At 56.1% G+C, this 23,209-nt stretch carries 19 protein-coding genes and 2 pseudogenes; 5 read left to right on the top strand and 16 right to left on the bottom strand.

Annotation, left to right across the window (positions count from 1 at the left end; all coding sequences use genetic code 11):
- Positions 1-9 precede the first annotated feature (9 nt).
- The 11 genes from dmpE to AC07W5_RS15995 form a co-directional block, all read right to left on the bottom strand.
- Entirely contained in the window at positions 10-792 is a 783-nt protein-coding gene (dmpE, locus tag AC07W5_RS16045; RefSeq protein WP_494991599.1) for a 2-oxopent-4-enoate hydratase, read from the bottom strand.
- Between the two features lie 10 nt (positions 793-802).
- On the bottom strand, positions 803-2,263 hold the full coding sequence (locus AC07W5_RS16040) for a 2-hydroxymuconic semialdehyde dehydrogenase (RefSeq protein ID WP_494991598.1): 1,461 nt from the start codon (positions 2,261-2,263) through the stop codon (positions 803-805).
- A 17-nt stretch (positions 2,264-2,280) separates the two neighbouring features.
- Complete coding sequence (locus tag AC07W5_RS16035; protein WP_494991597.1) at positions 2,281-2,985, bottom strand: class II aldolase/adducin family protein; 705 nt, start codon at positions 2,983-2,985, stop codon at positions 2,281-2,283.
- The gene (locus AC07W5_RS16030; RefSeq protein ID WP_008018101.1) at positions 2,982-3,845 is read right to left on the bottom strand and encodes a VOC family protein; all 864 of its coding nucleotides are present in this window, start codon (positions 3,843-3,845) and stop codon (positions 2,982-2,984) included. The genes AC07W5_RS16035 and AC07W5_RS16030 overlap by 4 nt, the downstream gene beginning before the upstream one ends.
- A 190-nt stretch (positions 3,846-4,035) precedes the next feature.
- Positions 4,036-5,271: an MFS transporter gene (locus AC07W5_RS16025; protein ID WP_494991596.1), complete on the bottom strand. Its 1,236-nt coding sequence runs from the start codon at positions 5,269-5,271 to the stop codon at positions 4,036-4,038.
- A gap of 87 nt (positions 5,272-5,358) precedes the next feature.
- Positions 5,359-6,306: a SphA family protein gene (locus tag AC07W5_RS16020; protein ID WP_007987872.1), complete on the bottom strand. Its 948-nt coding sequence runs from the start codon at positions 6,304-6,306 to the stop codon at positions 5,359-5,361.
- Positions 6,307-6,492: 186 nt separating this feature from the next.
- Positions 6,493-7,446, bottom strand: a complete 954-nt coding sequence (locus AC07W5_RS16015; RefSeq protein WP_007987871.1) for a fumarylacetoacetate hydrolase family protein — start codon at positions 7,444-7,446, stop codon at positions 6,493-6,495.
- A gap of 10 nt (positions 7,447-7,456) precedes the next feature.
- A complete protein-coding gene (locus AC07W5_RS16010) occupies positions 7,457-7,834 on the bottom strand; it encodes a YciI family protein (protein ID WP_008001969.1) in 378 nt (125 codons plus the stop codon).
- The gene (locus AC07W5_RS16005; protein ID WP_494991595.1) at positions 7,827-8,759 is read right to left on the bottom strand and encodes a VOC family protein; all 933 of its coding nucleotides are present in this window, start codon (positions 8,757-8,759) and stop codon (positions 7,827-7,829) included. The genes AC07W5_RS16010 and AC07W5_RS16005 overlap by 8 nt, the downstream gene beginning before the upstream one ends.
- A gap of 15 nt (positions 8,760-8,774) precedes the next feature.
- Entirely contained in the window at positions 8,775-9,089 is a 315-nt protein-coding gene (locus AC07W5_RS16000; RefSeq protein WP_494991594.1) for an NIPSNAP family protein, read from the bottom strand.
- A complete protein-coding gene (locus AC07W5_RS15995) occupies positions 9,083-10,000 on the bottom strand; it encodes an NAD(P)-dependent oxidoreductase (protein ID WP_494991593.1) in 918 nt (305 codons plus the stop codon). The genes AC07W5_RS16000 and AC07W5_RS15995 overlap by 7 nt, the downstream gene beginning before the upstream one ends.
- A gap of 208 nt (positions 10,001-10,208) precedes the next feature.
- Between AC07W5_RS15995 and AC07W5_RS15990 the strand changes: the two are divergent.
- A pseudogene (locus AC07W5_RS15990) lies at positions 10,209-10,535 on the top strand (alanine racemase C-terminal domain-containing protein); the annotation flags it as partial.
- Between the two features lie 227 nt (positions 10,536-10,762).
- Here the strand turns inward: AC07W5_RS15990 and AC07W5_RS15985 are convergent.
- Positions 10,763-11,734 (bottom strand): hypothetical protein, encoded by a 972-nt coding sequence (locus tag AC07W5_RS15985; RefSeq protein WP_494991592.1) that lies wholly within the window; start codon positions 11,732-11,734, stop codon positions 10,763-10,765.
- A gap of 605 nt (positions 11,735-12,339) precedes the next feature.
- Between AC07W5_RS15985 and AC07W5_RS15980 the strand changes: the two genes are divergently transcribed.
- Both AC07W5_RS15980 and AC07W5_RS15975 read left to right on the top strand, forming a co-directional pair.
- On the top strand, positions 12,340-16,563 hold the full coding sequence (locus AC07W5_RS15980) for an NACHT domain-containing protein (protein WP_494991591.1): 4,224 nt from the start codon (positions 12,340-12,342) through the stop codon (positions 16,561-16,563).
- 337 nt (positions 16,564-16,900) lie between these two features.
- A pseudogene (locus tag AC07W5_RS15975) lies at positions 16,901-17,089 on the top strand (transposase); the annotation flags it as partial.
- Positions 17,090-17,849: 760 nt separating this feature from the next.
- On the opposite strand, the gene AC07W5_RS15970 reads toward AC07W5_RS15975, so the two are convergent.
- Positions 17,850-18,716, bottom strand: a complete 867-nt coding sequence (locus AC07W5_RS15970) for a DNA-binding protein (protein WP_495023787.1) — start codon at positions 18,714-18,716, stop codon at positions 17,850-17,852.
- A 78-nt stretch (positions 18,717-18,794) separates the two neighbouring features.
- Between AC07W5_RS15970 and AC07W5_RS15965 the strand changes: the two genes are divergently transcribed.
- Positions 18,795-19,943 carry a site-specific integrase gene (locus AC07W5_RS15965; protein ID WP_495023786.1) on the top strand — a complete coding sequence of 383 codons (1,149 nt, stop codon included), beginning with the start codon at positions 18,795-18,797 and terminating at the stop codon, positions 19,941-19,943.
- Between the two features lie 245 nt (positions 19,944-20,188).
- Here AC07W5_RS15965 and AC07W5_RS15960 read toward each other — a convergent pair whose 3' ends face one another.
- Complete coding sequence (locus AC07W5_RS15960) at positions 20,189-20,464, bottom strand: helix-turn-helix domain-containing protein (RefSeq protein ID WP_495023785.1); 276 nt, start codon at positions 20,462-20,464, stop codon at positions 20,189-20,191.
- Positions 20,465-20,550: 86 nt separating this feature from the next.
- Between AC07W5_RS15960 and AC07W5_RS15955 the strand changes: the two genes are divergently transcribed.
- Complete coding sequence (locus tag AC07W5_RS15955) at positions 20,551-20,991, top strand: hypothetical protein (protein ID WP_495023784.1); 441 nt, start codon at positions 20,551-20,553, stop codon at positions 20,989-20,991.
- Between the two features lie 287 nt (positions 20,992-21,278).
- Here AC07W5_RS15955 and AC07W5_RS15950 read toward each other — a convergent pair whose 3' ends face one another.
- Positions 21,279-22,349 carry a TniQ family protein gene (locus AC07W5_RS15950; protein WP_495023783.1) on the bottom strand — a complete coding sequence of 357 codons (1,071 nt, stop codon included), beginning with the start codon at positions 22,347-22,349 and terminating at the stop codon, positions 21,279-21,281.
- Positions 22,346-23,206 carry a TniB family NTP-binding protein gene (locus AC07W5_RS15945; protein ID WP_495023782.1) on the bottom strand — a complete coding sequence of 287 codons (861 nt, stop codon included), beginning with the start codon at positions 23,204-23,206 and terminating at the stop codon, positions 22,346-22,348. Before AC07W5_RS15945 ends, AC07W5_RS15950 begins: the two co-directional genes overlap by 4 nt.
- Between the last annotated feature and the right edge of the window lie 3 nt (positions 23,207-23,209).

Here is a 23,209-nt window from a genome sequence, read left to right as displayed (position 1 = left end):
AGGTTTCCTTCAAACGAAACGAACAGAAGCCGAGCCGATGCCGCCCAGGCTGATGCGCAATTGATCACCGGCCTTGACCAGTACCATGGCTGCCAGTGAACCAGAGAGAATGACTTCGCCCTTATTCAGGCCAATGCCAAGTTCACCGAGCTTGTTAGCCAGCCAGGCCACGGCATTCGCCGGATGGCCGAGGGCCGCAGCACCGGCGCCGGTGGCAACCACTTCACCGTTCTTTTCCAGGGTCATGCCGACACAGGCCAGGTCAACGTCACGCGGGGACACGCCCTGCCCGCCCAGGACGAAAGCCCCGGCGGAGGCGTTGTCGGCGACGGTGTCCTGGATGCGGATCTTCCAGTCACGGATGCGCGAATCGACGATCTCGAAGCACGGCATCACATAGTCAGTGGCCCGTAAAACATCAGCCACGGTGATACCGGGGCCATGCAGGTCTTCCTTGAGCACGAACGCGATTTCGCCTTCGGCCTTGGGTGCGATCAAACCGTCGATGGCGATGGCGGCGCCGTCGGCATAGAGCATGTCCGAGAGCAGATGACCGAAGTCCGGCTGATCGACGCCGAGCATGTCCATCACTACTTTGCTCGTGACGCCGATCTTTTTTCCGATGACCCGCTGGCCGTCATCAAGGCGTCGCTGGACCATCGCCAGCTGTACCTCATAGGCCTGCTCCAGGGTCATGTCCGGGTAGGTGTCGGTCAGCGGCGCCAAAGCCTGGCCGTTGCTGAGGGCCTGGTGTAGTTGCTGGCCGAGTACGTGGATCTCTTGTTTATTCATGAATGGCTCCTTACAGCCGCACGCAGACGTTGCGCAGTTCGGTGTAGAATTCAAGCGAATGCACGCCCCCCTCACGGCCGATACCCGACTGCTTGGCACCGCCGAAAGCGGTACGCAGGTCGCGCAGAAACCACGAGTTAATCCAGCAAACACCCACGTCCAGTGCACTGCCCAGACGATGGGCGACCTGCAGGTTGCTAGTCCACACACTGGCAGCCAGGCCATAGGGTGTGTCGTTAGCCAGGCGGACGACTTCTTCTTCGGTATCAAAGGGGGCGATGTGGCAAACCGGACCGAAAATTTCCTCGCGCACCACGGCCGAAGTTTCCGAGAGGTCGGTCCAGATCGTCGGCTCGAACCAAGCCCCTTCGGCCAAGTGCTCCGGTACCTGGGCGATGCCACCGCCGTGGACCACCGTGGCACCGTCGGCGACTGCCTGACGGCAATAAGAGAGAATTTTTTCGCGGTGACCGAGTGAGATCACCGGTCCCATGGTGCTGTCGTGTTGGTTCGGGTCACCAACTTTGATGCCTTCGGCGTGGGCCTTGAACGCTGCGACAAAACGCTCGAACAGCGGACGTTGCACGTAGATGCGCTCGGTCCCCAGGCAAACCTGACCACTGTTCTCGAACACGGCGCGTCCCAATCCTTTGACGGCTTTTTCCAGGTCCGCATCGGCGAAAACGATGCCGGCGTTCTTACCGCCCAGTTCCAGCGATACCGGGCGGATACCCTTGGCTGCGGCCTTCATGATGATCTCGCCCGTGCCGGTTTCACCGGTGAAGGTGACACCATTGACCTCTGGGTGAGCGGTGAGGAAGGCACCGGCCGAGTCACCGCCAAAACCATGTACCACGTTGTACACACCCGGTGGCACGCCTGCTTCATTCATGACTTCGGCGAGCAGCGTGGCCGTGGCTGGGGTCTCTTCCGAAGGTTTGACCACCACAGTATTGCCACAGGCCAGGGCCGGCCCAACCTTCCAGGTCATCAGCAACAGCGGCAGATTCCAGGGACAAACAACAGCGATGACGCCACGTGGTGCTCGCACGCTGTAGTTCACCGCCTTGCCACCGTCAGGGGTGTCCATCACGAAGCTTTCAGTCGGCACATTCTTGATCAGGTCGGCGAACACCTTGAAGTTGGCCGCGCCACGGGGAATGTCCAAGTGCCCGGCGAGTGCGCGGGGTTTTCCGGTGTCGGCCACTTCCGCAGCCACAAACTCTTCATGGCGACGTTCGATGCCCTCCGCCACTTTGTGCAACAGGGCCGTTCGCTGGGCGACAGTCATGCTGCCCCAAGGGCCTTTCAATGCAGCTTGCGCAGCTCGCACAGCGGCGTCTACCTCAGCTTTGCCGGCCTCGTGCACCAAGCCGATCAGGCTGTTATCGGCCGGGTTGCGGTTTTCGAAGGTACGGGTGCTACTCACCCATTCACCATTGATGAAATGGCGGAATTCTTTAGCAGGCATAAGGTGTTCCTTCTTTTCTAGTTGGCTGGAGCGCTGGCTTCGGGATCACCCGCCGTCAGGTATTCCCACATACGTTCGTAAATTCGGCCGCTGGTGACAGCCCGTCGCGCGCAGGCCTGTGGGTCGAGTACCGGCCCTTGGGTGGCAAGACCTGCGCTGTGCAGTTGCAACTCAATCCGCGCGGCGTCTTCCAGATACCAGGTCAGCGTCAACGCTTCGATCAGTGACGCGCCAACGACGATGGCGCCGTTGCCACGCATGACCAGCGCATTCCCCTGCCCTAATTGATTGGCCAAGGCGCTGGCTTGCTCGTCGCTGCGCAGCAGTTGCGGGTCGTCCCACAGCGGGATTGGCTGCTGAAAGTAGCTGCCCATGCCATGGCGCGGTTGAGGTGTGAGCCTTGCGCATGACAGGGTCATGACCTGGGCAGGCATGCTTCGGATCACTGCGTGGACGTCTGGGCGCCGACGATATATTTGCTGGTGGATACGAACCTCACCCAGCACGCCGTCGGGCAACTCACCTTTGACCGGTACCACGATTCCTGGCTCGCCCGGCTGGATCAAACCCATCGGTTGCGCGGCGCAGACCAGAAAGTGCTCGTCATCCAGACGCAGGCTGCAGTGCCCGTAGGCATGCACCAGACCCGCACGGGCCAAAGCGCGCGCCGCCACGCGCACCTGCGACTGCTCCTCGCGGCCGGGTATTGGCAAGCGACTCACGATTTGAATTCCGGAATGTCAGGCTTCGCACCCCAGGCGCAGAATCCCGCACCCTCCGCCGGAAACTGCCGAGGCTGGTGGGTTGCATCATTCTCTGGAGAGATTAGGCTGACCCCTGTCGAGTATTCGTAGGTCATGCCGTCAGGTCCCTCGAAATAGAGGAACATCGCGCCCGAGGTAGGGTGGCGTCCCGGACCAAAGAGAATCCGAATGCCCCGTTCAACCAGGAAGTAGTAGGCGCGCATCAAGTCATCGACGGTTTCCACCTGGTGGTTGATGTGTTGCACGCCGGGATGGGAGGAAGGGAACAAGGCGATCTTGTGATGGATCTCGTCGATACGCAGCAGCGGCGCCTCGCCAATTCGGTCACTGACCCTGGCGTTTGCCAGCTGAGTCCAGAACAGTTCGTCACGCCGGGCATTCATGGTGCGCAAGCCAATATGGCTGAAACCGGTGATGCCTGCATCGCGACTCGGGAAATAGCGTCGCCCGCTTGCCTGGGGACGCAAGACCAGCTCGATGTTGTTGCCGCTGGGATCTTTGAAGCGAATGAAGTCGTCGACATAGCGCACTTCAGCGTCTGCACGTGAGCCATGCTGTACGTTGAATTCATTACGCTCCAGCAAGACCGCTGCGTCTTCCAGGTCCTGCGCTGTTCTGACTTCGAACGCTGTTGTGGTTTCTTGCGGATCGCCCTCGTAATAGCAAAGCGTATGGTCTCGGCTGTCCGATCGGAAGTACACCGCTCCATTGGCTTCTCTCGCGATCTGCAAGCCGAGAACCTGTGTGGCGTAGCGACGTGCCTCGTCCAGATTCGCGGTGCCAAGCCGTATGTACCGAATGTCATGCAGGTTAATCATGAGGCATGTCCTCTTATTTATTGTTGTCTGGGAACCATCTTCCCGCTGGCCAATAAATAAAAGAAGCAAATATTAGTTATTTGCGGTATCTGATTTATTTATACGTGTATCACCCTCTACATCCAGTTTTTCGGGGTAAAAAAAATGCCCCGTATCTACAGATACGAGGCATTTTCACCAACAAATCAGGTCACCCGATTGCCTCCTTGGCAATGTCTGAAGCGCCTGCCTGCGTACTGACCTCATTCACTGTTTTACTCCTTGGCATGGAGAACACAAACAATGCGGAAATGACGTAGAAGCCGGCGCAGACGATCAATCCCGCTGCCAGGCTATAGAAGCTGGCAATGCCACTGAGCAGCACGGGTGCGAAAGCCGCCAGTCCGCGACCCGCATTGAAACAGAAGCCCGCTCCAAGCGTTCGCACCCGGATGGGGTACATCTCGCTGAAGTAAGAACCGAACAACCCAGCGAACACCATGAAAAATGCGTACCCCGCCCCTATCCAGATCAGCGATTGGGTCTGGGTGGTATAGACATAGACCAGCGCCATCATGGATGTCAGCAACAGCGATATAACAATCGTAAGCCGCTTGCCAATGCGATCGGCGATGAAGCCGAATACGTTCAGGCCAAAGAAATTCCCGAGATGGAGTACCGCCATAAAGCTGGTCATCGACGCCAGATTCAAGCCACGGTCCTGTATCAGGTAGGTGGGCAGCCACGTGCTGACGCCCCAGGAACCAAGCAACGCAAAGCTGGCTGCAAGAGACCCCAGCAGGGTGTAACGAAGTAGTTCAGGCGAAAAAATCTCCCTGACCGATATCCGCTGCGCAGTAGTGCCCTGTGTATTGCGCTGAGCCTCCCAGGCCGGCGATTCCGGAATCAGAAAAAATACATAAATGATCGGCAGTATCACCGAGGCACCGGACACGAAAAACATCAAACGCCATTCCGGCAGCATGAACTTTGCAGCCAGCGCAGCCACGATGGCGCCAACTGGGAAGGCACTGATCACGAAGGATATGGCTCTAGCGCGTTGCTTGGGCGGCCACGTTTCTACGATATAAGCTGAGAGGATCGTCCATACCCCGCCAAGGCCAAGACCAGAGACAAACCTCAGGCCCGCCATTACGTAGAGATCATGAGCGAATGCAAAGAAACAGGTCAGTGCGCCGAAGATCGCCAGCGATGCAATCAATGCCTTGCGCCGACCGAAGTTGTCGGAGTACCAACCTGTGGCAACGCCGCTCACACCAATACCCAGCAATGTAGCGCTAGCCAGCGCACCCACCTCATGGAGGCTGAAACCCAGGTCCTGGCGGATAACCGGCAGAGCGAGCGTTAGCAGAATGATCTCCATCGCATCAAAAAGGTAGGCGATGAATCCGCCGATCAGTACATGCCACTTGGATATTCCAGTCACGATTTCACCTGCTTTTAATTATTGGACAGTGATGTTCGTTCCGCGGGCCGCCATGTTGTTTATGGCGGCCCTGGAAAGAGGCAAAGTTCAGAATCGGTAAACGGCCTGCAGCCAGAATTTATTACCTTCGGCACGGTTCTCGACCAGCATTTCGTGCTGCACTTTCATGACAAACCCGATTGCCGGGGTTTGGTATTTGATCGAGGGGCCGATTGCAACGACCCGACCACGGTTACCATCCAGGTACGTCTGACCATTCTTCTCATCATCGCTGAGCTGCTTATACGCATAGCCGTTCACGCCCACTTGCCATTCGGGAGTGATGTTGTAGCCAATGTTGTAGTCGGCGTTGAACTCACGGCCGGAGCGATAGTGGGTAGCGGAGTTCTCACCATTGAACATATAAATGAGCTTGGCGCTGACCTCCAGTTTCTCCAATGGATAGGCGGTAAACGAGTACCATGGCCCGTAAGCCCAGTAGTTTCGACCTGGATTGAAAAGGCGGTCCTTGTCATAGGACCCGATGGGCGCAAATATATCCAGCGCGAATAATTGGCTGTACCGTGGAGAGCTCCACCCCAATACAAATGGAGTTACCGTCAAATCGCCGACGCCTTCTTGGTGATCGCTGCGATGAACTCGACCAGCAGGTGTATCGACATCGAACTTGACGTCGCCCTTGACCAAGGGCAAGGCAATGCGACTGGCCAGCTTGGCACCCAAAATCGAGTAATCTTGGTAGACGTAATCCACTCGCATCGACAGTGCTTGAACATCAAGGTCAAAGTTGTGAATACCTTGCTTTTGATTGCCATCACCATCCAGAGTTTTATTCGCGCTGTAGTCGGACAAGTAGAAAAACTCGGTAAAGCCTGGTGGTGGCATCTTTCCCGCGAGGACCGTATTCACACCCAGTGGGTATGAGGTGCCGCCGCCTTCTGTTGCCTGGGCAAGCGGAACGAAAAAAAGACCTATACAGAGAGTACTGATCCAAGCGTTTGGCGCGCGATGGTTTTTTGATTTTAGTGTGTTCATCTCATGTTCCATTTTTATTTTTGTATTGCGGAGGAGAATTTTTTTTTGAAACTTTCAGCCCTAGCGTTACTTAAAAACGACAGGCAAATTTCAGGCGCAGCGATACGCACCGTCATTTGTCAGGACGCTGCAAACAGTTGAGTTATTCAACGGCCGGGCATTGATTGCCCGGCCTTCAGCAAGGTGTTACCGAATAGTGGTTTCCAGCTCGCCGAGCCCTTCGATGCAGACTTTCAATACATCGCCGCGGTCCAGGAATGTGTGGCTTTCCATGCCCACGCCCGCCGGTGTTCCCGTCAACAGAACATCACCGGGAAACAGATCGATGGTCTGGCTCAGATAGGAAATCTGCTCTGCAATGCCGTACATATGGTTGCGGGTATTGGAATCCTGTACCCACACACCATTCCTCGACAGCTTGATATCCAGGTTCTCGGGATCTTTGACAAATTGTGCCGGCGTCAGGTACGGGCCCAGCGGGCAAGAACCCGTGAAGCATTTGTGGCCAATCCAGTCGAAGCGAAACGGCGAGCTGGGGTCGACTTGCTCGCGACGCAGTCGATCACGCGCGGACAGGTCATTGGCGCAGGTGTAACCCGCCACATAATCGAGCGCCTCTTCAATGGAGACACGCGACGCTCGTTTACCGATCACCACCGCCAACTCGGCTTCCCAATCGAGCATGCGGACCCCTGTCGGAAAGTCTACCGCTTGCTTGTGTGCGACCAGACTGCCGCGGCCGGGCTTGATGAAATGCCAGGGAGCAATGCCCTCGCTGCGCGGATCCAGCGACAGTTTCATGTTGAACGCACGAGCCATGGCTTCGACATGGTCTCGATAGTTTGCGCCCGCGCAATAGATCGTGCCTGGACGTTCCAGAAACGGAGCAAAGTGCAACGTGGCAAGATCAAGCCGCTGCGACTCATACTGCGCTGGCGCTTCAAACACTGCCATTGCAAGCTTTTGCAGCTGCGGATTGGACGCTTCCCAGCACTCGAGCAATGCATCGACGGAAGCTGCCGGTAACTCAAGGCCGGTCCTGGCCACAAGCTGACCAAGATCATAGGCGTATTCGCCAACCAGCAGGCCGGTAGCGTTTGACTGGACATCCGTCCGATAGGTGAAAAGCTGATACTTCATGGGGTCACCATCACAGGAGCGAAAAGCGTTGGTTGGAAAAGCTGACGTGGAGCGTGAGGCCGCCTTCCATGAGCAGCCACTTGCGTACATCTACGTCATAAACGCCGTGGGCGATAAAGGGATCTGACTGGACAATGCGCAGAGCTTCGGCATGATCCGCCGCACGCAAAATGCTCATACCCCCCAGCTCACCGGGAAGGGTTTGATCCGAGACAAAGGGCCCGGAAGCGAACAACTCGCCGCGTTGCTGCGCCAGAATCGCCCACTTCAAGTGGGCGTCCAGCAGCTCTGGTACGCGGGTCAGGTCCCGTGGCGTACGCATGACCACGAACAGTGGCTTGTTCAACATCCCTGCCAGCAGTTCCTTGGTCGTAGAGCTATCACTCATCACGCGCCGCCTCGAAATTCTGAATGAAGGCTTCAGGAGGTGGATTGGTTGCCCACACGGCGATCAGGTCTGGTGGTGCCCCGTCGATAGCCAGCCATTCGCTGTCATCTTCGGGAATGACATCGATGTCCCAGAAGTATTCGACCATGCTGTCCCAAGGGTCGCGGATGTAATGAAAGTAATTGGAACCGGCCACATGTCGTCCAAGGCCAAAAGCGCTTTCGTAGCCCAGGCTCATCAGGTGTTGAGCGCCCAATTCGATCTCATCAATACCCATCACCTCAAAACTGAGATGATGCAGACCGCTATGGCTGCTCTTAGCCAGGCCCATTACGTGGTGATCGCCGCCACAGCCACAACGCAGAAAGGCGATCTTGTCCCCTGCGCGATCAGAGACTTTCATCCCTAGCACCCGGGTATAGAAATCAATGGAACGGTCCACATCGGGGGTGAATTTGATCAAGTGGCCCAAGCGTAACGGCGTCACTCGACGCAACTTCGAGGCTGGTGTGCACCCGCGCTGACCGATGCGGCGGTAACGGCCCGGGGTGTTCAACTCTGGCGTGGACAAAGGAGCTACCGGCATGGAATCTGCGTCGGTGACATGAACCCAATCGCCGGATGGATCACGAAACCACAATCCGTCTTGCCCGATATCAAACGGTGCCGGATGGATGACCACACCGTGGTAGCTGAGGCTTTCTCGAATAGTCTGCAGGCCCTCAATATCGGTACCAAACGAGACATAGCTAAGGCGCTTTGTGGTGCCGGGCATCAGTCGCACTTGATCCTGGGCGCGGCCTTTGCAGCGCAACACCAAATGCTCACCTGCCATGCGGGCTTCGAGCCCGACAGCTTCGTAGAAAGAACGACCCACTTCCAGATCTGGGACTGTCACGCCTACGTGTTGTAGAGAACGAATCATCTTGGATGCTCCTTCTTAACGAATAGGGGAAAAGGGCGCGGCGCTCAACAGTTCAACCTGCTGGGCAACCACCAGATGACCGTTCTTACCAAGGAACGTACGCCATCTTGGATCGCTGGACAGCGCCGCGCGACGTTGGGCACGGTCCTCGAAGCTGGAATATCCCCACAACTGAATGACTCGGTTGATGTCCCCCGTTTCCGGCTTGAAATAACCGATCAAGTTGCCCAGTGCCTCGCCCTGAAGTGGTAGCCCCTCCTCCTCGTAAGCACGCAGGAATTCGTGCAGGGCGCCAGGCTTGAGTTGATAGGTACGTTGTTCAATCAGCATGTTGTTTTCTCTTTTTTGGAAGGTGCCTGGGACTCGGCCTTGGAGTCGGCTTCGATCAACTTGATCACTGCCGAGATATCTTCTTCACCGATGCCTTCTTCGATAGCCCTTAGAAAGTAGGGCTTGGCGGCATTGAACAAAGGCGCGGCGCTACCGAATTCCTCGGACAGTTCACTGGCCATGTCGATGTACTTTTCCAGTGTGGCAAAAGGTCCTGGCGCCGGCAGGAAAGAACGATCAGCCATCATCGGTGCTCTTGCGCTGAACATCGTTGAGCCACCCGCGCTTTGGCGAATCACCTCAACCACCTGCTGTGCGCTGAACCCCGCTTTGACGCCAAGATTTAGCGCCTCGGCTGCGGCTAGGGTGTGAATGGTCACGAGATAGTTGGCGATCAATTTCATCGCGACTGCGCACCCGAACTCACCGATGTGGAACTGGATGTCGGCGATTGCATCAAGCACTGGTTTGCAGTGCTCCACCAACTCAGGGCCACCGCCCAGAAACAAAGAAGCCTTGCGCTGGGAAACCATGGATGGAGTACCACTGACCTCCGCTTCCAGTACCCGCGCACCACGTTGTTCGATGCGCTGAGCCATGCGTTGCTTGAAGGCTTTGTGGTAGGTACCGATTTCGATGAGCGTGTGCTGCGGCCCTATGGACTGAAGCAGACCATCAGGCCCCTCCATGATTTCCATGTGGGCCACTTCGCTGGGCAGGCAAGTGAGGATGAAGTTTGATTGCGCCGCTACGGCGGCTGGGCTTTCGAGCGCGATGCCACCCTGACGGATGAAGGCCTCGCGATCTCGACGTCGGTAACCGACAACGCGAAATCCGGCCGCAAGCAGGTTGGTTGCGATAGGAAGGCCAAGCTGGCCGATTCCCACCATACCGATGGTTATCACAGGCATTATTCGCCTCTCTTGTTGTTGTTCTTTTACGCAAAGCTTGAAGCTCGGCTAGGCGCTAACCTAGGCGCAGCCGGGTTCTGGAGCAAATAGCTCGGATTATGAATAACTAGAAGCAAGCGTTATACGAAGGAACTGGAGTGGACTCGAAGCCTCAGCCAGCAGACTGGAAATCGATGATGAGTACGAGGAGACAGCAATCGACCTGAGGCGGTCGATTACCCTGAGCAAGGACTCCTTGATCGCCAACATACCGGCCGGCTACTCCGACGGTTATCGACTGGCGTTCTCCAACAAAGCCTCAGTGCTGATCCACGGCCAACGCGCGCCGGTGATCGGCAAGGTCACCATGAACACCCTGATGGTTGACGTCAGTGACATCAAGGGCGTGCAGGCAGGCGATGAGGTCGTTCTATACGGCAGGCAAGGTGATGAAGAAATTACCCAAGCGGAGCTTGAGTCCATCAATGGCGCGCTATTGGCTGACTTGTACACGATCTGGGGCAACTCCAATCCCAAAGTCTTGAAGTCCAAGTAACCGGTTCAACAAACGTCATCAATGGCGATAGTTAGCTGTCGAGATCGCGAATCGCCCCCGCAGGGCGCCAGCTCGAAAAGGAGCGACAGCCCTGCGGAGGAACAGCAGGTCTCCTATGACTAGGAAGCGGAAAAGTCGCTTCTGAACGCGGCTTGCTCAAGTGCATGAGCAACTGAGTGAGATCCCCTGTGCAATTATTCTCGCGGGCGTCGCTCGCCAAGCTGAACTCAGGCCTCCCAGCGAAGCCTTTCCAAGCGTTGCCAGATCGACTGCAGCTCAGTGTCGGGGTGGCGAAGACTTGACCAGACCTCTGCCAATCGTGACACCGTAATCTCTCGCACATCAACCACCAAGCCTGCCTCAAGTAGCTTTTCACGGTTAGCGAAGAGCGCTTGCCCCAGATCCTCATCAATCTCTTTTTGCTCGAAGGTTACATCGAAGAAGCGTTCGTGCATGTCCTGGAACTTGTCCTTGTAACGAACCCTCACCAGAAGCGCCAGACTGTTATTCAACGCTTGGGTTCCGGGGATAGCATTGTCATGCGCGAACCGCGTCACCACGTCATCCATGCCATGTGGTGCTTCATCGACCGAGTAGAGCTCGCCCTTATAGGCCCCAACCCAAGTGACAGAGGAGTAATAATTGGCAAGGGGAATATATGCAATGGGTAAATCAGCACACTTTTTTCCGTCGCCTTTCTTTGCCTGACCAACAGGGCACCTTTCGCTCACAACAAGAAAAGGCGCTTTGGTCACCTGCAGTTCAGTCAGCTCCTCACCTGTGTTTTCGATTACCAAACGTCGAATGTAACTGGTCTCACCTTGGTACCCTTGGCGCCAGACCTTCAGCGCAGGCTGTTGCAGGCGCTGTAGCAAACTCAGCGTCTGTGTGGCACCACGTCGCTTATTTAGCTCGAGGATGCACTTCACATAGGTTTCGTAATTGTCATTTGCTGACAAAATCCCTGCATCGACCGCAGCCGCCTGAATTTTGGAGCGCTGAGAAGCCGAAAGCTCACCCCCTGACTTGTTGGCTTCAGAACGAATGATCAGTCCCACCCGATTGTCGATATCAACTCCAGCCCCGCACAGACTAATGTCTCGGCTGTCCGACTTAGCGTCAGACAGTGTGTCGACTGCGTTGTATTTTCCGCAGCCCCCCAGCACGGCAGCAGTCAGAAACAAACAGATATATTTCATGCACCCTCAATTTGGTCAGCAGGTAGGCACCACAACCCCGCGTCGTGGGAATGCCTAGTCTGCATCGAATAGCAGTCGAGATCAAAATGCCACCACCTTCGATACTCGCACCCTGCTCCGATGTGCCGACTTCGCTTAAGTCGATAGCGACGATATGGAGGACATTAGCGAAAGCGCGTTCAAGGGAACCGGCAACTCGAAGCTCAATATCGACCCGACCATAAACCAGAGTACGGGGCGCAACCGCGAACTGGGTAGCTTCTACCTGAACGTAGCGGATCAACGATAGTGAGACCGCGGCGGCTCTCAAAATTTTTCCGGCGGTTACAGCAATGACTGGGCGATGTCAGCTACAACATCAGTGTGAGCCGCGACTAGGACGTGGGTAATCGACCTTTCTTGCCGAGCCCGAGAATTGGACCCCATGCAGCTTACATCACCGTGCCGGCCCGTTCCGGCGCAAACGTGAGCATCACACATATGTCATGGAGTGCACCCGCAGGCTTGCAGATGTAATTTCATATCAGGCAAGCCTTTGATCGGGAGCTTTCAACTCCGGGCCCGGGAGGCTAACGTATCGCACCGTTTTCATGGAGCGCCTCCCTATGCCGTACCTCAACCTAGACCGACGCTTCGTGCAACGGAGGAAATACGATCAGGAGGAATTACTGCGGTCAGACCTAAACGGTCGTAAATTGTCATGGGGTGAGGTACTGAAAAGCCGCTACGCGATTATCGTCGCGCCGGCTAACTTCGGGAAAACCACTGAACTCAAGGAACAGGCAAAGCGTGAACGCATGGCGGGGAAATACGCGGTGTTTATCGAGCTGCGCAAAGTGCTTGATCGGGGTGCCTTTGAGGACTCACTGATCCCGTCTGAGGTTGATGCCTTCCAGGCTTGGCAGCAAGCTCCTGATGCGGCAGTCACCCTGTTCATCGATTCCTTGGATGAGGCTTCACCCAAGCAGCGGGCTGATCTGCATCATGCCCTGAAGCAGGTCCTCAAGGCGGTCCAATGGCCAAACAGTAACACCCAGTGGATCATCTCGACGCGCCCGGCCGTACTCTCTCAGGATGTTTTGAGCCAGCTCTCGGAGATTCTGGATGTTCCCCTTGAGGTCACTTCCACGGAGGAGACCGATTTCGGGGGGCTGCTTGGTGATGAGACGGACAAGGCCACAACCACCCGGTTAAGCAGCAGCCACACCGCGTTGTCCATTTTCTCGCTGGCTTCGCTAACCTCAAGCCAGGCCAAAACCTATCTGCAGCGTGCACAAGGGGTTGATGATGCGGCCACACTCCTCGAGGTAGCCCACAACAAGGGCCTGCCTGGGTTCACGAAGAGCCCCGGCGGACTTGCGATCCTTGCCCACCTCGATCTGGTAAACCGCCAACCGGAGTGTCTAACCGATGTTTACAAGGGGGTGGTCCAGGCTGTCGAACTCCAACAAGGGCGTGACGATCGCCTTTCAACTGCTGGCACTCCCTCTGCACAGGTGGCGGTTGTCAGCAGAATTGCGGCAGCCTCAATGGTTTGTCAGCTGATGAACATCGAGATGCCTTCGGAACAGTTCGGCGTGGATGACGCTGTGCTTTCCGTGCGACTGATTGCGGGTACCCAGCTCCCGGAGTCGGCCTTGCAGCAATTGCTGACATCGCAACTATTCATTGATGCTGGCCACCACCAGGTCAAGCTCTACCCTGAGGAACTTGTTCCGTTTCTTGCCGCGCAACATTTCGCCTCGCGGGTTCAATCACCCGAAGATGCCAAACGCCTGGTCGATGCGTTTTCCTGGGACGCCCCTACGGGCGAGCGTGGTGTACAGCGTCGGCTGCTGACGATTTTGGGTTGGCTGGCGACCTTGAGCGCCTACTGCCGGGAAGAACTTTTGCCGCGAGACCCGCAAGTGGTCGCCTTTTTTGGTGACTTACGTAACCGGGATATCCCTAAGGCTGACGCCCACGAGGCAATCAAGCGAAGTATTCAACTTGTGGCGACACAAGGGGATCGCCTTGGGCGCAAACATTACGATCTCACACCCGAAAACTACTGGCAGGTTGGCGCGGACTACAACCTGCCATTGATCAGCGAGCTGTTCGAGCAATATGGTTCAAATCATCGCGCCCGAAGTGCGCTGATCAATATTGCAACCCACAGCCGCTCAGACATTCTGCGCCAGCAGGTGCTGAAGGCGTGTCAGGGTGACCTGGCACTGCTCATGAAACAACGACAGAGCCTCGACCTGTATTACCTGCTGGACCTTGGCGTCAACGAGGACCTTCAAGGCATTGCAACCGCGCTGATGGAGGAAGCTGCTCTCCATGAAAGCCTGATCTCCGCATCGATTACCCGCCTGGCCTGGTCGCACCTGACGGCGGCCCAAATCGTTACCTTGGTCGAACGGCAGTTTGACCGGGGTCAAGGGGCTTTCCGCCTGACCTCCACCATCGTTGGTCCGGTTCTCGACGCTGCGGATGAGCAACAGGCCTATCAGCTGGCGCGATCGCTGGTAATTCGCTTGGTCCGGGACCGTCATCTGCCCGACGCACGAAGGAAAGTCTATTCGGACTTCTCCGATCGGCGGATCAGTTTTGTGATCGATGTGCTGGCCTCACTAATCACTCGATCAGGGAACCGCAATGAATCGCGCGTGGTTCTCCTTTGTCTCATCATTCGCCGGTTTTTCCGCGAATGCTTTTATGGTTCGAGTGATTTTTCAGCTCTGCGCACAGCGCTTGGCCAGAACCCGGCGGTACGCCTGGAACTCCTTCGGAAAATCCTACAGCTGACCGCCCCAGATACTGAAGTGCTCAGGGACGCCATTTTTGGCTTTGGCTTTATCTGTGAGCCCGCCTTGGAGGACGCCACGACGCTCATGTCGGACCCGCTGCGATCCGCGATTCTGGCATTTCAGGCGCCCATTGCCACTGGCAGGAAGCCCCGGGCAACGGCCAAGGAAAATCGTCAGAATCGCATGACCATGGACGCAGCATCACTGGCAACTCTGCACGAGGAAATTGACCTGATAAGTAACGGCTCTGGGCGTCAGGCAATTGCTTGGTTGGTTGGCTGGCTTTTGCAGGCAAACACGTCGTCCCGCTATGGCGACGTCAGCATCGAGCCAGTGGCGGCGGTCGCTGGCGCTGACCTGGCAGCCGCATTCAAGACCGGGCTGTCCACGCTTTGGCGCGATCAACTGCCAATGTTTAAGGAGGATGAACCAAGGTCCACGTACCACATCACCGTGGCTGGCTTGCTGGGCCTAAGCCAAGAGCTTCGCGACGGCACCGATTTGCCGACCTTGTCGGCGAGCCAGGTAGGACAGGCCATTCAATACGCTTGCTTTGAAATCAACGGATTTCCTAAATGGTTCTGGCCATTGGTCGACGCACACCAGACTGTGGCGATTGTCGAGTTACAGCAGCTGATCGCGCGCGCGGATCGGGGACCAACCTCCTTCGAACACGCAGAAGAATTGCTTGTTGAATTAAACAACGCGCCGGAGAGCATTCAGAAAGCGTTGGCGCCGGCGGCCTGGTCCTTTCTTCTTAAACAGCCACGGTGCAGAAATCACACGACCGAGTCGCTCCTCAATCTGGTAAGCAATGTTCCAGGCACAACAACTCAAGACGTGTTTGAGGCGCAGGCGTCGAGTCGACTTCAGGCGACATTCAGCACGGCCATGCTTACTGAATCAGGCGAGAGCGTCATTCAGCCCGCTCTACTGGAAACAGTGGCGCAAAGTGTCATGTGGGGGGCTTTCTGGCTTACTACCCACCCAGATTCCTTCAAATCCCATCTTGAGCGGTGGCTGGTTGACGCCAGTCCCCAAGCACAGAGTTTTGTTTTCGAACTGGCGGCCTACCTCGGAAAGGACTATGGGTCGAAAGTGATCGGGCTCGCCAAACAGAGTGACGACGGGGTTGACACACTGGCCGCCCTTTATAGATGGACCTTCGGTATCGTCCGACCTGAGAACGACATCGAGCATCCTGAAGGAAGTGTGTATACGCCAGGTAATCGGGATGCTGCCGAGCAACTGCGTGATGCGCTCATACCCGCCATTGCTGCAGCAGGGTCGACAAGAGCCTATGAAGCCCTCGAGGCAATTCGCAAGGTTGCGGGCGACGAGCAAGCACAGTACCTGAGCAGTGTTTTATTCGACATGCAGGAAGCACGCTTCAGTCGTTCGCCAGTATTGCAACGGGATTTTGACAAGTTCGATGACGACTTCAGGCAGCCAGTCGCCGGCACACTTTCGCTGGCGCTGGCGGTCCAGGAAGACCTTCTGGCCGTGAAGTACAGCATTGAAAAAGGTGAGTTCAGTCTTCGTCGGGTCTTCAGCGCCGTGAACTTTTCTCGTATCAGTACCGACAAGGAAGGCCTCGCGTTGGAAGCCGATTTTCAGGCCTTGCTTGGGAGTGAAATGAATCACCTCGCGGGGTCTCGTTATACCGTTACGCGGGAGTCCGAGACAGCAGAGGCCACGCGACGGGATGTGCTTTGTCGGAAAGGTTCAGACTACGCCTCCATCGAACTCAAGATGTCCATGCGCTGGACCGTGCCCCAGTATTTGGAAGCACTCGAGCACCAGTTGGTGGGGCAGTACATGCGCAACCGCAATGCAACGACAGGCTTCCTAGTCATTGTGCTGCAGGAGCAAGATCGAAAATGGCATTACCCTACAGCTTCCGATCGAATGACATTCAGTGAGCTCATTAAATTGCTTCAGGCCCGGGCTCTTGAATTAGAAGGGCAGGATCGCAGGCGATTTATTCGAGTGATCGGGATCGACTCGACACCGCCGAGAAGCTTTCGGGACGTCTGAGGGTCCAGAGGGCCGGCCCGGTATCGTGGCCGCCACTCCTATGGTCGGCTGATCTCCTATGCGTGCAGTCTTCCTTCGCCCATGAAGGGTTCATCGACACGCCATCCTTCGATGATTTCGCCAGCGAGCGGCAGCTCACCCCGGAGAATTGGCATGGCCCTCAAGGTCGTGAATTACTGGAAAGGTCGTAAGCGTCCGGCCAAGTCACCTACCGAACTCCAGCATTAAGGGCGATGGTGTCCGCGTATTTTTTGCGGACGCAATTGCCCTTATCGCTAGGATTTTGCGCCAACGAAGCTCTTACCCTAATCCGTTCAAAGCCTAGGTCGTCCAAGAATGCCTGCAACCCGGAGCGACGATTTCCAGCGTAGCCATCCATCACGGTATCAACGCCAACGTTATCCGCAAGTGGCTACCGACCTACCGGGATCAATCACCTGCAACCTTGCCGGCTTTCGTTCCCGTAAAAACGGCAATAAAGCGCGCAACAGAAGAGACGGTGATTAGAGGCTGGCGGGGATATTGAGCGAGGAGTACAAGCATGGACTTGCTCAGGAAAGTCGGTGTGCCATGGCATGGCCAGTGACTTAATTACAAAACTGTCAGGCCTCCAAGCCTCTAGGAAGGGTCGGTGTGTCTGCCGGACGCTTATGCAGTTTTCACACAGCGACGTGTTGGAAGTAAATATCCAAAACCGGAAGGGGTTACACGGTTTTGGACATTTACATGCCAGAAATTTCGATATTTACTTCCGGGTAGTTGAAGGGCCAGAAACGACGAATCCCGCTCTAGGCGGGATTCTCAGCCGTCGATTGCATGCGTTCGACGGGGCAGGACGCTGTTACCTGGCACTGGGCCATCTGACTTTCATCAGAAGAGGGGTGCGATCCGAAGATCCCTGTAACCACCCTGTGGTTCACGCCTAGGCGCAGATGAACAATAGTCAATCCATAATCGCTATGTCAATCCTGCTGTCACCTCCTGGATCACCTAGATTCACCCCCGATCATCCCTCAACCCCCGGTTCAGAGGGCTCTTAACCGCAGAACTGGCTCTTCGCCGGATCGCTACGAAGCGGAAAACGGGCTGCGGCGATCATGAGCTTGATCCAGTCGGCGCGGCTCAACGGGCATAATCCGTATGCCTATCCAATAAGGCATGAGGCCATTAAGGCAATTCAGTCGCTCATGGACTGAAGCTGAACCTCAGGTTCAGTTCAGCTGATTGCTGCATCGGGATCGCAGGCTGCAAGCCGGAGTGTGGAATGGCCGCTGATGGCTGTGGATTCAACCGGTCGAAGCAACGGATTTGCCGGATTTTGGTTTACGCTTGACGGCGGGAACCTGGCGTAACTGCGTCAGTTGTTGCTCCAGCGTATCAGCACGGGCCTGCTGTGCCGCGGCATGTTGCTGGGTTTGACTCAGCTCGTTTTGAGTCGACTCCAGCCGCCGTTGCAGCTGCTCGACGTGCCGCCCAGCCTCCTTGAATTGGGCCGCCATGGCCTTGCCCTCCTCCCGCGCGCGGTCAACCTCACGGTGCGCACGATCTTCAACGCCACGTACGTAGCCCTCCTGCGTCACACGCTCCTGCTCGGCCTTGAGCCGTAACGCCTGCAGATCATGCTGTAACGTGTGGTTGTGCTGCTGCGCTTCACGGCGCTCGTGCAACAAACCTTCACGCTGCTGCTGCAAATCCTCGATCTGCGTCTGGCGCTGGGTCAGCAGTAGCTCCAGATCCGCCAGGCGCAACTCAACTGCCTGGCGCCCCGCTACTGCGTCCGTCGCCTGTTGGCGAAACTGTGCCGCGTCCTGACGCGCCTGATCCTCGACAGCAGCAACTCGCTCGCGCTCGGCAGCCAAGACCTGACGTTGATCGGACAACGCCTGTTCGGCGACGCCCTGGGCCAGGTGGATGGCCTGCTGCCACACCGCGACGAAGGCCTGCGAGACCTCGCCGGGCAGCGCGGGTAGACGGGTCTCGCCGCTGAGCCGTTCGGCCAACCGCGCCCACCATTGATCGAGCAGGCCGCCAACCCGCGCCGGACTGCCGCGCCCCAACTCCAGACGCACGCGCTCCACGGTCGGCCGTTCGCCGCGGGCCAACACCGCGTCTGCGGCGGCAAACACCTCGGTTTCCGGCACCCCTACTGCCATGGCTCATCTCCGGCTATATTAGGTCTGATAATGAAAGATTATCCGACGTTATTTTCTGACTACTGGAATTATCATACGTTGAACGTATTAAATATTACATACCAACTGGCCTTGGTCGAGGAAACCCCGCTGAACCCGCATTTTCTGGCGCTTAACGCCCAGGAAGCTGCCGCGGCTTTTATTGCCGCCGGCACAGCGGTGAATACCGTGCGCAGCTACCGCAGCGCCCTCGCCTACTGGTCGGCCTGGTTGCAGTTGCGCTATGGCCAGGCTCTGGGCGATGCGCCACTCCCCGTTACCGTGGCCGTGCAATTCGTCCTCGATCACCTGGCCCGGCCGTTGGCCGACGGCAGCTGGGCGCATCTGCTGCCGTCGTCGATCGATGCCGCGCTGGTCGCCGCCCGGGTCAAGAGCCGGCTGGGACCGCTGGCGTTTAACACGGTCAGTCACCGTCTGGCGGTGCTCGGCAAATGGCACCGGATCAACGAGTGGGACAGCCCGACCGAAGCGTCGGCGTTGAAGATCCTGCTGCGCGAAGCGCGCAAGGCGCAGTCACGCCAAGGTGTGAACGTGCGTAAGAAAACCGCGATCGTGCTCGAGCCGTTGCAGGCCCTGCTCGCCACTTGTACGGATGGTGTGCGCGGCGTTCGTGACCGCGCCCTGTTGCTGTTGGCCTGGAGCGGTGGCGGCCGGCGCCGTTCGGAAGTGGTCGGCCTGCAAGTGGGCGATGTGCGCCAATTGGATGCTGACACCTGGTTGTATGTGCTCGGTGCCACCAAAACCGACACCGCAGGTGTGCGTCGGGAGAAGCCGCTGCGTGGCCCGGCCGCAACTGCGCTGGCGGCCTGGCTGGCGGCGGCACCGGCCGAATCCGGCCCGCTGTTTCGCCGCATGTATAAAGGTGGCAAGGTCAGCGCGGATGGCCTGTCGAGCGATCAGGTGGCGCGCATCGTGCAGCGCCGCGCCCAGCTCGCGGGGCTGGAGGGCGATTGGGCGGCGCACAGTTTGCGCTCGGGGTATGTCACAGAAGCAGGGCGTCAAGGGGTGGCGCTCGGAGAGGTGATGGCCATGACCGAACACCGCAGCGTGACCACGGTGATGGGTTACTTCCAGGCGGGTTCGTTGCTCAGCAGCCGTGCCACGTCATTACTGGTGGATAGCGAAGCGCTCACGCAAGGCGGTCCGCCGAAGGCTGAAACTACCGAAACCGACTTAGGCGAAGAATGACACTCCTGGGATTCGTCGGTATTACCGGACAGATGATTTGTTACGCGTACTCCGCCCGGGCGGCTTTGCCATCAACGGGCACTGACGCTAGCAACGCCGCACTGGGCCGTGCGAGTCATTAAGCCGCCTCTCGTTAGAGCGGCTTGGTCTGGCCCCACGCCCCATGGCCCATCTGACTTAGTGCGGCTTCACCCTCGAGGGCGGCGGCTCCCGAATCCGCCACTCACATTGGAACGCGGGAGAACTCAGGCCTGCTGCGCTTCGCGCTGGACGACATCCAGCAATGCCTCAAGCGTCTGACCTGGCTCAAGGGCCAGGAAACTCTCAGCAATCAACGTCAGCGGGTGAATCTGCAGTACGGAGGCCAGCTCCACGACCTTCTCGAGTGTGGGGCATTTCTGTCCCCGCTCTAAGGTGCTGAGGTAGGTCCTGCTGCTCACGTCGGAAAAATCCTCTTGCGTCAACTTGCGCTCCAGGCGACGCGCTTTTAAAGCCGTTCCAAAGGCCTGTTTCAGTTCCATTTGCATCGCTCACAAAAGGAACGATGAAGCCTTTTTGAATACTTTAGGGCTACAATCTATAGGGTTCGTTTTGTGAGGGCATCATCATGTTTTTTACCCAGCCAGCTGCGGAACTCCTCTCTCCCGTGCCGTTTGACCTGAAAATCAAACGCTGGAGCGTCATTGAACGGGATCTCAACGACCCGTGGTTTCATGTGTGCATCAAGATGACGGAAGGAGAAATGGAGTTCGGTCGCACCCTGCTGGTCTCCGATGTGGGGTACCTGGAGCGAGTGCTCAATGAAGTTTCTCCCTTGGGCTCCGTGTGTTCGGTGATGGTCATGACCCCACCTCGAATGAATGCTTCAGCACACTGGTGCCTGGAGCACGTGCTAGCCATCAACACCGTGCCTGATGAACCGTCAGGGCAGTCCCATGTTCGCCTAACCGTGGAACATGGGAAGACCTACGACCTATTTCGTGGCAAGACCGTCGAAAAGACAGGTGCAATACCACAATGCATCTATTCAGCCCCACAGTTAGGATAGCTCCACATTGCATACCACTGATGAGGCACCCTAAAGCGTCCATCTCACCAACTTCGTCTGATCGGTTGCATAGGGGCGGTGCTAGAAGCAAACTCACAAAACAACGCTGCAGCCCAACGCCAGCAGGCGTCGATAGCTAAACGACCAATCAAAGGTAAGGACGACCCAAACGAGAGCAATCCAGCACTTGTGCTATTTGTCCGCGAGGGAGTGAAAGTCCACCGCTGTAGCAATTTGCATCGAAAGCATCCACGCAATCAAACTACCGCAGCCTGATTGCAAGACCGTCACGATTCGCCGTACAGACGATCCCCGAACAGTGCACGAAACCCTGGCCCCGCGCCGTGTCGCACTTCAAACCATGCGCGAAGCCCCCAATAACTGCCGCTCAACAAATTCCGATAAACTTGCTCTGGACTATCAGGGAGGTTATGACCAAGCTCTCGGGAACTCTGCACCATCTGTGCCCACCAGTAGTTCGCGTGTTCCAGTTTCAATACATAGCAAGTGATAGCCATCGCAATCAGGCGCATCCAAACCGACGAATACCCGTCGGCGCGTTCTAAAAACTCATCTATTCCAATGTCTGTCCATTTGATTTTTCCATACTTTATAAATCCAAAGTGCTGCGAAAGTACGTGTCCAATGGGGAAGGCGTCGCAAAATTCGGTGGTGGGGCGCATCGCCAACCTCATGAGATCTTGTATAATGGGCAAACAACCGAACCTAACTTTTTCACCACTCAAATGGTTTGTCACCAGTCGCTGTAGGGTGAGTGCCAAGCTGCTTATGGCCAACTTGAAAGTCATGATTGGTTGCAACACACCAGGTTTTAGCGATGCGTGATGTCTGGGCGACAGCGGTAGTTCGCCATGCCTGGCATGGAAAAACAGGTACTGGTCAATTGAAGTGCGCTTTAAGGCGTCAGCAAAAGCATCACCAAACCTATTGCCAAAAGTTTCAAAAGCATAAGCAGAATTCGGAATATCCACCAAGCGCACTCCGTGACGCAGACAAATTACGCACCAATAATGCTCCCAGTCAGATCGCCAGTAACATTCATGCAAGGTTTGCATATCATCTATAATGCAATGTGGGCAGTAACTGATTCTATTGTAAAACGGTAAGACTGGCCAGAACGACTCGTACTGATTACGATACAATTCGCTCGGCATCACTAAATATCTTCGTAATTTAGCTGGTTCTAGCTCATAAAGTTTTGCTCCAATAGCGCCCCGCTCAAATGAAGCTTCGACGATTTTTTGTATGGCTCGAATTTGTTCGTCGGAAAAACTTTTGCTGTTCAGTTGACGAAATATACACGACAGCATTGATTCATTACGGTAAAGTTTGCTCATGATCTCACCAAAGGAGGCATGGCGCCGCTTCCGAGTTTTAGCATTTTAAGATTAACAGCCTCTCCCCCTTCAATGATCGACCAGATAGCCGCCCGTTGAATTAGCTTAATGATTCCGTCGGTGACTCCGTGGGTGCACTCTAAAATAAACTTAAGCTCTTTTGATGCAGTCAAGTTCGATGGGTTTTTGAGTGGGAGAGTTGTCTGAAGTCCGGATAGCCACGACCTAAACTCTGCATTTTCCGCCCAGCGGTTTAATATGAAATTTTCGAATCGGCGCTGCAGTTGCTTATCCGACGCCAGAGCATTTGCTGCCCGATCATTACCGAGTGCTATTACCGAAATATGAAAAGGACTGCCACCTAATGCCCGTAAAAGCGCCAAATTTTTACTAACGTCTGGGCGAGTAGTTAGGGTCAGGTTGTTTATCTCATCAATTACAATGGCGCGAATATTAAGAGCCCTTATCGCTCCCAGCATCAGTTCGTCAGTGATGTTGCTCTCAGAGAACTTCATGTCCCCCGTCAGTGCTGCAAACAACAGCATTTTGAATTTTTTGTACTCGACATCTGCACGAAGTTTCAAGATGACTATACAGGGCTCATTGACACCCTCTTTCAGACCAAAATGACGACCCAATCGATCGACCATGGCGGTCTTCCCCATTCCGGACTCACCTGCAACCAACAAACACAGCGCTTGATTCTTAGGTGGCATTCTTAAAACAGTTTCTACCGCGTTGCGAATGCGATTCCACTGTTCATGGGGCACCCATACATCTTCGTACACCGCAATCGTACGATCGACATCCGACAGTGACATCAGCCCTTTACGGTACTCGGCAATATGGTCATACATAGC

The sequence above is a fragment of the Pseudomonas sp. GW821-FHT01E05 genome (assembly GCF_059422425.1).
The sequence above is the reverse complement of the archived record's forward strand: the minus strand, read 5'-3'. Positions and strand labels throughout refer to the sequence as shown.